General features: G+C 61.8%; 10 protein-coding genes and 1 pseudogene. 2 read left to right on the top strand and 9 right to left on the bottom strand.

From position 1 onward, the window contains the following. Nucleotides 1–99: 99 nt before the first annotated feature. From GTF44_RS21285 to GTF44_RS21250, 8 genes are all read right to left on the bottom strand, one after another. Entirely contained in the window at nucleotides 100–1542 is a 1443-nt protein-coding gene (locus GTF44_RS21285; RefSeq protein ID WP_171563313.1) for an aldehyde dehydrogenase family protein, read from the bottom strand. 18 nt (nucleotides 1543–1560) lie between these two features. Next, nucleotides 1561–2373, bottom strand: a complete 813-nt coding sequence (locus tag GTF44_RS21280; protein ID WP_253261403.1) for a ferredoxin--NADP reductase — start codon at nucleotides 2371–2373, stop codon at nucleotides 1561–1563. 37 nt (nucleotides 2374–2410) lie between these two features. Then, entirely contained in the window at nucleotides 2411–2740 is a 330-nt protein-coding gene (gene fdxA / locus GTF44_RS21275) for a ferredoxin FdxA (protein ID WP_171563311.1), read from the bottom strand. 175 nt (nucleotides 2741–2915) lie between these two features. Next, nucleotides 2916–3500: an amino acid synthesis family protein gene (locus GTF44_RS21270; RefSeq protein WP_171563310.1), complete on the bottom strand. Its 585-nt coding sequence runs from the start codon at nucleotides 3498–3500 to the stop codon at nucleotides 2916–2918. Continuing rightward, nucleotides 3497–4078, bottom strand: a complete 582-nt coding sequence (locus GTF44_RS21265; RefSeq protein ID WP_171563308.1) for an amino acid synthesis family protein — start codon at nucleotides 4076–4078, stop codon at nucleotides 3497–3499. Before GTF44_RS21265 ends, GTF44_RS21270 begins: the two co-directional genes overlap by 4 nt. Next, nucleotides 4071–4949 carry a UPF0280 family protein gene (locus GTF44_RS21260; protein ID WP_171563306.1) on the bottom strand — a complete coding sequence of 293 codons (879 nt, stop codon included), beginning with the start codon at nucleotides 4947–4949 and terminating at the stop codon, nucleotides 4071–4073. The genes GTF44_RS21265 and GTF44_RS21260 overlap by 8 nt, the downstream gene beginning before the upstream one ends. Nucleotides 4950–4956: 7 nt before the next feature. Then, the gene (locus GTF44_RS21255; RefSeq protein WP_171563304.1) at nucleotides 4957–6447 is read right to left on the bottom strand and encodes a 6-hydroxynicotinate reductase; all 1491 of its coding nucleotides are present in this window, start codon (nucleotides 6445–6447) and stop codon (nucleotides 4957–4959) included. A gap of 108 nt (nucleotides 6448–6555) precedes the next feature. Beyond that, nucleotides 6556–7473: a LysR family transcriptional regulator gene (locus GTF44_RS21250; RefSeq protein ID WP_171563302.1), complete on the bottom strand. Its 918-nt coding sequence runs from the start codon at nucleotides 7471–7473 to the stop codon at nucleotides 6556–6558. Nucleotides 7474–7583: 110 nt separating this feature from the next. Between GTF44_RS21250 and GTF44_RS21245 the strand changes: the two genes are divergently transcribed. Both GTF44_RS21245 and GTF44_RS21240 read left to right on the top strand, forming a co-directional pair. Continuing rightward, nucleotides 7584–8783, top strand: coding sequence for an acyl-CoA dehydrogenase (locus tag GTF44_RS21245; protein ID WP_171563314.1), 1200 nt, complete (start codon nucleotides 7584–7586; stop codon nucleotides 8781–8783). 1 nt (nucleotide 8784) lies between these two features. Next, a complete protein-coding gene (locus GTF44_RS21240; protein ID WP_171563300.1) occupies nucleotides 8785–9936 on the top strand; it encodes a CaiB/BaiF CoA-transferase family protein in 1152 nt (383 codons plus the stop codon). A 170-nt stretch (nucleotides 9937–10106) separates the two neighbouring features. Here GTF44_RS21240 and GTF44_RS21235 read toward each other — a convergent pair. Beyond that, nucleotides 10107–10949, bottom strand: a pseudogene (locus GTF44_RS21235) (transposase); the annotation flags it as partial. Nucleotides 10950–11044: the final 95 nt, after the last annotated feature.

Raw genomic sequence — 11044 nt, 5'->3', positions numbered from 1 at the left:
CCGCTTTCACCCGGACCTTCACGTTATAGTCAATCACGCGCTTAACAGGCACCAAGACCTTCATATGCACGGTTCTCCTTTGTCTGTAATCAAGTGGCCTTAGCCCGCAAAAGTGTAGACGGTCTTTACGGTTGTATAGAACTCAGCCGCATAGCGCCCCTGTTCCCGCGATCCGTGGGAGGAGCCTTTGCGCCCCCCGAACGGCACATGGTAATCCACGCCCGCCGTCGGCAGATTGACCATCACCATCCCGGCCTGTGACCTGCGCCGAAACGCGCGGGCATAGCGCAGCTTCTGGGTGCAGATGCCGGAGGAAAGGCCAAACTCCGTGTCATTGGCCAGATGAAGCGCATGGTCAAAATCATCCGCCCGGATCACGCTGGCGCAGGGGCCGAAGATTTCCTCCCGGCTGCTGCGCATGTCGTTGGTGGCGTTCAAAAAAACGGCCGGGTGTTGATAATACCCGGCCGTATCACGCTCCAGCCGCTCGCCGCCGATCACCTCGGCGCCTTCCGCCTTGGCGAGTTCGACGTAGCTCAGGTTGGCATTCAACTGCGCGCCCGAGGCCACGGGACCCATCTGCGTGTCCGGGTCGAGCGCGTCACCGACCACCAAGGATTGCGCAGCCGCGACCAGGCGCTCTACGAAGGCGTCGTAGATCTTGTCATGCACGATCAGCCGGGATGAGGCTGTGCAGCGCTGGCCGGTGGAAAAGAACGCGCCATTCACGCAGGCAGAGACCGCAAGGTCGAGATCGGCATCCTCCATCACAACCATCGGATTCTTACCGCCCATCTCCAGTTGCAGCTTCTTCAAGCCCCGTGCGGCGTTCACCGCGATGCGGCGGCCAACGGGGACAGAGCCGGTGAAGGATACGGCATCGATTTGATCATGCTCCAACATGACATCGCCCACCGTTCCGCCAGACCCCATGACCAGGTTGAACACCCCCGGTGGGATGCCAGCCTCGTGCAGGATCGTGGCCATCAGATGCGCCGAACCCGGGGTCAGGTTGGCGGGCTTCAGGACCACCGTGTTGCCATAGGCAAGCGCGGGGGCGGTCTTCCAAGCCGGTATGGCGATGGGAAAGTTCCAAGGTGTGATAAGGCCGACGACGCCGACAGGCTCCCGTTCGACGCTCACATCCACGCCGGGGCGGACCGAGTCCACCGCGTCGCCGGTCAGGCGCAGCGCTTCACCTGCAAAAAATCTGAAGATCTGCCCCGCGCGCGTTGCTTCCGCAATGGCTTCGGCCAAGGTCTTACCTTCTTCCCGCGCAAGAACCCAGCCCAATTCTTCCACCCGGGCCAAAAGCGCGGTCCCTGCACGATCAAGACAATCGGCCCGGACCTGAGGGCCTGCAGCGCGCCAGTCGGGCAGCGCCGCCTTCGCCGCCGCAATCGCGTCCCGGGCCTGATCCACGGTCGCCGCCGCGTAGTGACCGAGGACGTCCGACACATCGGAGGGACTAGAGTTCACCGTGTAATCAGGGCCCTCGACCCAGTCGCCACCGATGAGGTTCTTGTGAATCTCTGCTGACATCTGCGCACCTCCCGGCACTCAATCCACGAAGGCCCGCTCAACAACAAAGGTTGCTGGCTTGTTGTTTGCCCCTTCGACCAGCCCGAAGCCTTCGAGCGCGGATTTGGTGTCCCGAAGCATCGCCATCGAGCCGCAAATCATGCCGCGATCGTCGTCGGGCGTGATCGGAGGTACGCCCAGATCCTTGAAGAGCTTGCCATTTGCCATCAGGTCGGTGATGCGCCCCATGAACGGATAGTCTTCGCGTGTGCAACTGGTGTAGTGGCGCAACCGACCGGCGGCGAACTCGCCGACCAGCGGGTCTTCAAGGCAGCTCTTTACCAGCTCGATCCCGTATGTCAGCTCGGCATTTTCGCGGCAGGTATGGGTCAGGATGACCTCATCGAATTTCTCATAGGTCTCAGGGTCGCGGATCAACGAGGCGAAAGGTGCGATCCCGGTGCCGGTCGAGAACATGTAAAGCCGCTTGCCAGGCAAGAGCGCGTCATTGACCAGCGTGCCCGTGGGTTTCTTGCGCATCAGGATCGTATCGCCCACTTCGATCTTCTGAAGATGCTCGGTCAGCGGGCCGTCGGGGACTTTGATCGAATAAAACTCAAGCTCCTCATCCCAAGACGGGCTGGCGACCGAATAGGCGCGGTAAACGGGCTTTTCCGCATTGGGCAGGCCGATCATCACGAACTCGCCGGATCGGAACCGGAAGCTCGCGGGCCGCGTGATGCGGAATCTGAACAGGCGGTCGGTGTAATGCTCAACCAACGTGACCGTTTCGGCGAAGACACCGGCGGGAATGGCAAATTCGGATGGGGTCCCTTGAACGATTGGGCGCATCTCGGTCATGTCGTTGATCCTTTTGATTTCGGAAAGGTCACTCGGAAGGTGCCTCGGACAGAAGCGGCAGCTTGTCAGGCTTGCCGGACCAAGCCTCGTGATCTTCCATTGGCTCTTTGCGTTCGCTGATATTGGGCCAGATCTCGGCAAGTCTGCCGTTCAGCTTCACCCAGTCCTCCATGTCCGATTCGGTATCGGCGCGGATCGCATCTTCGGGGCATTCAGGCTCACACACGCCGCAGTCGATGCATTCATCGGGATGGATGACCAGGAAGTTCTCGCCCTCATAGAAACAGTCGACCGGGCAGACCTCGACGCAATCAGTGAATTTGCAGTTGATGCAACTGTCGGTGACCACGTAGGTCATGGGCGTTCCTTTTCATTTGTATACTAACAATATAGAGATGAGGCAGGATGGTCAAGTGGCGGCGGTCGGGAAAAAGACCGCAGACGCCATACGATGCCCGCGCCGAAGCGCGTTTCCGTCAGGGGAGAGGGCGGGGGCCGCGTGATCTCATCCGCGGCACTCTTTGGGTCGCGCCCTAGCGCAGGCCGTCTTTGCCCTCGGCCTCCTCATGGGTCAGGCCGCCGACCCGTGGCAGGGGGCGGCCGCTATCGGTGACAGCAATGGCCACGAGGATCTCGGCGCGGCGGGGCGCATCGTTCAACCGGACCTCGACGCCGTCGAAATGCGACCGGACATAGGCCGCATCCTTATGGCCAAGCGGCACGTCCAGATCCTGACCCGGTCCGCCCCGCTTTTTCGATGACGGGACCAAGGCCGCCCCTTTTTCGACCGCCTTGCGCAAAGGCGCCCCCATCCTGGGGTGGAGAAGCGCCGCCGCGTGCTCCAACTCTCCATCCTCGCCAACCATGGCGGCCTTGCCATAGCTTTCCGCCTGCTCGGGCGTGATGCCAAGGGCGGCCACTGCGCGCTCGCCCAACAGACCACCCAGTTCCGCCCCAACCTCCATCAAGGGGGACAGGTCTTCGACATACTGACCTGCATAGGGGTTTTCGATGACCGCTGCGACCACGGCCTTTCGGGTGGGCGGCGCGATATCGCGGCCGATTTCGCTATGGGTTTCCTCTACCCAGGTGCAGAGCTTCCGGATCTTTGCCTTCATTTCAGTCCATCCTCGCCTTTGATATCGGCCGCCTCCAGCCCGCCTGACCGGGAATGCACACGCGGGCCCGTTGTCATGACCAGCGCCACCAGCATCTCATCGCGGCGCGGTGCATCGTTCAGCCCGACCTCCATCGAGTCGAAATGGCTGCGGACATAGGAAGCGTTGATATGGGTCACCGGCACATCGATCCGGGCCCCGACACCGCCGAGCTTCTTGGTGGATGGCACGATCGCTTTGGTGCCGTCCAACACCTCGCGCATCGCGTATCCGCCGGGCGCATGCCAAAGCGCGCCATGTTCAAGCTCCCCTTCGGTGCCGACCAACGAGGCTTTGCCATAGCCTTCGACCTTGTCTGCGCCGCCGAGCGCGGCGGCCAGTTTCTGTGCCATGTCCAGCCCGAGCGGTCGCAGATCTTCCATGAACCACTGAATGTCGGGTTCATACCGCCCGGCGAACGGATTGGTGATCACCGCCAGTGCGGCACCGCGCAGCAAGGGGGTGTCGACGGTCGGCCCGCCTTCGTGAAAGATCTCCTCGACGACCAGCGCGCGTTTTCGGACCTTGAGTTCAGACATCCGCATTCTCCCGAAGTTTCAATGTATCATGAAAGGCTGCGCCAGCGATCTCGGCCTGGCCCTGTAAGAAGAGCGCAGCGCCAAGGATCTGGCCCGCTGCGGCCATGTCTTCTGCCAGCGCATGGCCCGCGGCCAGCGCGGTCTTGATCTCGCCCTGGGCCAGCGGCGGCACATGGGTGACCACCAGCCGGTCGCCGAGGTCACTTTCAGGCTGCAAGCTGCGCGCGGCTTCGCGCCGGATGCCGGGATGGTCCGGGATGTCAACAGCATTGGCAATCAGTGTCGCTGCAGTATCGGCGGTGGCAGCAGACGCGGCCAGAACCGTCACGCTATCGGCGATGCCAAGTGACAGGCTTCGCCCGCCGCTGCCGCTGGTGGCGATGCCGCCAATGCCGCTGTCGAATCCGAAGCGCAGGGTGCCAAGCCGGTGGCCGGTCTGGCTGGAAACGGCGACGGAATACTGCCCACCCTCCGCCAGCCAGATCGCAATGTCACCGCCATTGTTGACATAGGCGCGGTGCAGCGGGGCGGCGGCGCGCATGGCCGTGAGCATCTCATCAGCGACCGAGCCTGCCACGCAGATCATCGGCGACAGAAAATGTCTATCGGCAAAAGGCATGGCGGCGCGGGCCATCCGGCGGGCAACGGGGCCTTCTGGCTGCGGACTTGTCAGGTCCAGCGCCCTGCGCAACAGCGGCAACTCACCGGCAAGCGTCGCCAGTACATCCTGAAACCGCGCAATGGCCGCATCAAAGGAGGGTTGCACAACCGCGCCCTCGGCGTCTTCCACACCGAGGATCAGGTCGATCGGCCCATGTTGCAGATGCAACCTGCGGCCCCCGTCGAGATATGCGGCAACCGGCCATTGCATCGCCGCGTCAATCCCGGGCGCCCCAACGGTAGTTCCGTTTCGCCACCGGGTCGGCATCTGGGTCGATCTGTCCAACCCGGCGCACATCGTCATCAATGACGCTTTCAATGGGGCGCACACTGTCTGCATGGCCGCCAAGTGCCAGATAGTCGGACAGGCGCATGGTGAACTCGATGGGCGCCACCAGAGCCGGCGTCGGGACGTAGCCGAAGGAGTTGGACGGCATATCGAGCACATTCGCCATCACCGTGATGCCGCCGCCCGGCCAGACATAAGACTGCGCGCCGCCGCAGGAGACATAGGTCAGCGAGTCCTTGACCGAGTTGGTCAGCTTCACCGGGTTTTCCGTCACGCCCGCACGCAGCGACCCGCCAGCGCCGCCCATGAAGAGGACGGAACACATAGATGGCTCGCAATTCTCTGCAACTCGGTCGACGCTGACCCGAAGCGCGGCGGGCAGCGGAACGGGTTGCGGCTCAAGGTTCTCGTCCAGTTCATAATAGGCGTATTGCTCGCCGGTGGTGGAGACCATCAGCAGCCGCAGCCCTTGCCAGGCGACCTTGTCATCGGCGGGCTTCAGGATCGAGAGCGGATCATCCACATCCGTCCCGCCCCACCCGGTTCCCGGCTCGGCCACCTGGAAGTAGCGGCCGGGGGTTGAGCGACGCCCATTCACGCGGATGCCCGTGGGCGGCACGTTCAGCATCTTGCCCGCCTGGTGTTCAGACAGAACCCCGGTGATATGGTCATCGACCACCACGACCTCATCCACATGTTGCGCCCATTGCGAGGCGAACATCCCGATGGCGGCGGACCCGCAACCGACCCGCATCAGCTTTTCCTCGACCCCGTTGATGATCGGGGCTTTGCCGGCCTGTACGATGATGGTGGCACCATTGTCGATCTCAAGCCCGACTGCCTCGCAATTGCAAAGCTTCAGCAACGCTTCACAGGTGACGCGGCCCTCTTTCTTGGTGCCGCCCGTCAGGTGCTCCACCCCCCCAAGCGACAGCATCTTTGAGCCGTATTCGCTGGTCATCACATGACCGACGGGCTCGCCCTGGCAGCGAACGATCTCGCGTTCATGGCCGATGAAACGGTCGGTGTCGATCTTCACCTTCACGCCGCAATAGCTGAAAATGCCCTCGGTCACGACGGTGACCATATCGGCGTCTTCGACCGATTGGCTGACGATGAAGGGGGCGGGTTTATAATCGGGATAGGTGGTGCCGGCCCCCACGGCGGTGATGAAGGGGCGATTGGCCTGGACGATATCGCCATCCCAATCATTGCCATCGGTGTTTTTCATGAAGGGCACAGCTTTGGCACCGTTTTCGATGCTGTTCTCGATGATGGTCAGCGGGTCGAGGCGCACTAGCTCTCCGCCATGGTTGGCATAGCGGTCGCAGGCACCCGAACGGCCGTCGGCGATATAGCAAAGGACCGGGCAGGCATCACAACGGATTTTCTCGGGTTTTGCGCGCGCGGCTTCGGTCATCCGGATCTTCCTTGCTTTGGCCTAGCAGTTGGCAGGGTTGCTGGGCCATTTTTCATTTGTATGCAAACAATATACGAGCCAAGACGCTGGTGTCAAACTGTTCCTGTCTTAGGGCGCCGCAGACGGCTCTGATGCGGCCCGGATCTCCTGTTGTCCGGACAGCCAGTCGCGCAGAGCGCGCAATGGCGGATGCCCCTCTTTCGACGGAGGCCAGACCAACCAATAGGCATCGCGAACCGGAACCGCCTGGGTCAGGATCGGAGCCAGCCGTCCACCGGCAATTTCGATCCGAGCAAGATAGTCCGGCAGAAGCGCGATCCCAAGGCCTGAAATCGCCGCCTGGATCATCATTGAGAACTGATCCATCACCATCCCGCCCCCCAATGGCGCGACACCACCGTGGGCGGCATACCAATCCGCCCAAGCGTCGGGGCGCGATTCGAGTTGCAGGCGTGGATGCTCGGAAACCGCGCTGAGCGAGGTCAGCGCGTTGGCTTCCGCGTAACCGGGGGCGGCGCAGGCGGTGACGGTTTCCTCAAGCAGCTTCAGCCCGTGGAACCCGTCGCGTCGCGTGACGCCGTGGGCGATAGCGGCATCGAAGGCTTCGGCGCTGAAATCCACCGGTGCAATGCGCGTCGACATGTTCACGGACACGCCCGGATGATCGTTTAGGAACCGCCCGAGACGCGGCCCGAGCCAGCGGGTCGCAAAGGTCGGCAGAACCGCGAGCGAGATCGTGCCGCCGTCGGGATTGGTCAGGACCGACATGCTGGAGCGCTGCACGATGTCCAGGGCGCGGGCGATCTCCCGATGGTAACTCTGTGCCGCTTCTGTCGGGACCAGGCGCCTACGTTCGCGGACGAAAAGCGGGACGCCGAGGGTCTCCTCCAGCCCAATGATCAGCCGGCTGACAGTGCTTTGGGTCAAGTGCAGTTCGGCCGCCGCCGCTGTGACGCCGCCCTGGCGCATCACGGCGTCAAAGGCCAGCAGCGACCCGATAGAGGGGAGGAAACGACGTTGCCACATATCCATTCGTCTTTTGCATGTATTTATTCAGAAATCGCGTTTTTCGCAAGTAATCCTTCCCGCTATCAGAGCGAAAGTGAATGAACACACGAGACCAGAAAGGCCCACCCATGGCATCCACCTCGCATAAAGGCATGGCATTCAACTGGGCAGACCCGTTCTTGCTGGAGGACCAGTTAACGGAAGAAGAGCGCATGATCCGCGATGCCGCGCAGGCGTTCGTGTCGGATCGCTTGGTGCCCCGTGTCGAAGACGCCTATCTCAATGAGACGGTCGAGCCCGACATTTTCCGAGAGATGGGCGATAGCGGCGTGCTGGGTGTTACCATCCCCGAGGAATACGGCGGGGTGGGGGCGTCCTATGTGTCCTACGGTATTGTCGCGCGCGAGATTGAGCGCGTCGACAGCGGCTATCGGTCGATGATGTCGGTACAAAGCTCGCTGGTGATGTATCCGATCCATGCCTACGGCTCCGAGGAGCAGAGGCAGAAATATCTGCCCAAACTCGCCTCGGGCGAATGGATCGGCTGTTTCGGCCTGACTGAACCCGATGCTGGCTCCGACCCCGGCGGCATGAAAACGCGCGCTGTGAAGACTGAAGGCGGCTATCGCCTGACCGGATCCAAGATGTGGATTTCCAACAGCCCGATTGCCGATGTCTTCGTTGTCTGGGCCAAGTCAGGGGCCCATGACGGCAAGGTCCGCGGGTTCATCCTTGAGAAGGGTATGCCGGGCCTCAGCGCCCCCAAGATCGGCGGCAAGCTGTCGCTTCGGGCCTCGGTCACCGGGGAAATCGTGATGGACAATGTCGAGCTGGGCGAGGATGCGATCCTGCCGAATGTCCAGGGCATGGGCGGGCCGTTCGGGTGCCTCAACCGGGCGCGCTACGGCATCTCCTGGGGAGTCATGGGCGCGGCGGAAGACTGTTTTCACCGCGCGCGGCAATACGGGTTGGATCGAATCCAGTTCAACCGGCCTCTGGCGGCGACACAGCTCTACCAGAAGAAGCTGGCGGATATGGAAACGGAGATCACCTTGGGATTGCAGGCCGCCCTGCGCGTCGGACGATTGCTCGACGAAGGACGGTTCGCGCCTGAAATGATCAGCCTGATCAAACGCAACAATTGCGGCAAGGCTTTGGAGATCGCGCGGCAGGCCCGGGATATGCATGGCGGCAATGGGATCATGGTCGAGTACCATGTGATGCGCCACGCGGCGAACCTGGAGACGGTGAACACTTATGAAGGCACCCATGATGTGCATGCGCTGATCCTGGGCCGTGCCATTACCGATCTGCAGGCCTTCGCCTGAGATGGAGGGCGCGGCACAGGGGGAAGCCCCGCTCACAGGGCTGAAAGTGGTCGAACTGGCCCGCATCCTGGCGGGCCCGTGGATCGGGCAAACACTTGCGGATCTGGGGGCCGAGGTCATCAAGGTCGAAGCGCCCGAAGGCGACGATACGCGCCGTTGGGGCCCGCCCTTTATCGAGCGCCTCTTGCCGGAGGGCGGGACCGAAACCGTGGCCGCCTATTTCCATGCGACCAACCGGGGAAAGCGCTCGATCACCTGCGATTTCTCCGATCCGAAGGATTTGGCGCGGGTCAAAGCCCTGATCTCCGAAGCCGATGTGCTGGTCGAGAATTTCAAGGTCGGCGGGCTGGAGAAGTTTGATCTCGATTATCCGACACTCTCGGCGCTCAATCCGGGTCTGGTCTATGCCTCTGTCACCGGCTTTGGTCAGGACGGGCCGCGCGCCAAGCAGCCGGGCTATGATTTCCTGATCCAGGGCATGTGCGGGATCATGGACCTCACCGGCGATCCTGCGGGTGAGCCGCAGAAGATCGGGGTGGCCTGGATCGACATCTTCACCGGGCTTTATGGTGTGATCGGCATTCAGGCGGCCTTGGCCGAGCGCGCCAGGTCGGGCCTTGGGCAGCATGTGGATCTGGCGCTTCTGGATTGCGGTGTCGGGGTGCTTGCCAATCAGGCCGCCAATTACCTCTTGGGCGGGGCCGAGCCGACACGGCTTGGCAATGCGCATCCCAATATCGTGCCCTATCAGGTGTTTCCGGCGCGTGACGGGCATTTGATCATCGCTTGCGGCAATGACCGCCAGTTTGCATCCCTTTGCGATGTGCTGGCGCTGGATGGGCTGGCGACAGACCCCCGCTATGCCACCAATCCGTCACGGGTGGAAAACCGAGAGACGCTCTGCGCGATCCTGTCCGAACACACCAAACGGTTCGGGAAATCGGAATTGATCGACGTTCTGGCCGAAAAAGGCGTTCCTGGCGGGCCGATCAATACCGTGGCCGAGGCCCTTGAAGACCCCCAAATCCAGGCACGGAAGATGCGCATCGCGCCCGAACAGATTGAGGGGCTGCGCACCCCGATCCGGTTTTCGCGCAGCGCTTTGGTCACGCAGTTGGCCTCGCCAAGCCGAGAGGCCAAAGCGGCGCGTTAGGCGATCCCACACGAACCCAGCAAACCGGGCGCGTCAGTTGGCCAGACTGCTGCCCAAGCCGTCTGTTTTTGCAGCACCGCGAACTTCCGCTTTCCGCCCATTCTGTGGAAAAACAACGTGTTGCGGGCGCAGAAAGTGGTGGCATGAACTGCGCGCGAGCACCCTTCTCATCAGGCTTGGCGCGGTTGCTGCGGCGCAGGAAAGATCTTCGCGAGTTTTCGGAGGTTCTGGGCGGTAGCGGCGAGGAGGAATTCGTCCTTTGCGCCGCATGGGCCTCGTAGTCGGAGCCGTCCCAGCCCGAGTATGCGTTTGAGGTGCGCAAAGAGCATCTCGACCTTCTTTCGGAGCTTCGCAGAGACCTTGTATTGGTATGTTTTGCGGATGGCGCGCGCAACATCACGCGCGTCTTCATGTTCTTCACGGGTGATCTTTCGGCAGTCTGCCTTGGGACAGCATTTGGGTTTGGACGGGCACGCCTGGCAGGTATGCTTGAGCGCCTGGTATTTGGCGACCCCTTTGCCCGTGGGGCCGCGATTGGGATCGGAGTAATTGCGGCGGAACTGCTTCAATGCTTCGCCCTCCGGGCAGATGTATTGGTTATTCTCGGCATCCCATTCGAAGTCCGCACGGGACCATGTGCCGTCGGTACGACCAGCTTTGTCGATAACTGGGATGTGGGGCGCGATATTGCGGTCCACCAGCCAGCCGAGCATCGGGCCAGAGCCGTAGGCCGTGTCGGCGATCAGCCGTTCCGGATGCAGATCGAACCTCTTCCTGACCCTGGTGAGCATGGTTTTGGTCGACCCAACTTCGGCCTGTCGGATCGATCTCGTCGCTTCGACATCCAAGATGACGCCATGATCGGTGTCGATGAGATAGTTGTCCGAATAGGCAAAGAATGCGGGGCCTTTGCGAGCTGCCGTCCACTGACTGGCCGGGTCAGAGTATGATGTGAACTTGGGCTGAACATCTGTTGCAGCGCCAAAGGCAGCTTCATCTAAGGTGTTGACCCAGCCCCCTGATCCGGGCCGCTCAGGTGTAGAATCCGTTCCTGTTTTTTTCCGTTGATATGGTTGCGGTCAAGGCCTGCTGAGCGGAGCCCTTGCGG

Origin of the sequence: Roseobacter sp. HKCCD6576-2 (assembly GCF_013179285.1) — a bacterium.
GTDB lineage: Bacteria > Pseudomonadota > Alphaproteobacteria > Rhodobacterales > Rhodobacteraceae > Rhodophyticola > Rhodophyticola oceani.
The sequence above is the reverse complement of the archived record's forward strand: the minus strand, read 5'-3'. Positions and strand labels throughout refer to the sequence as shown.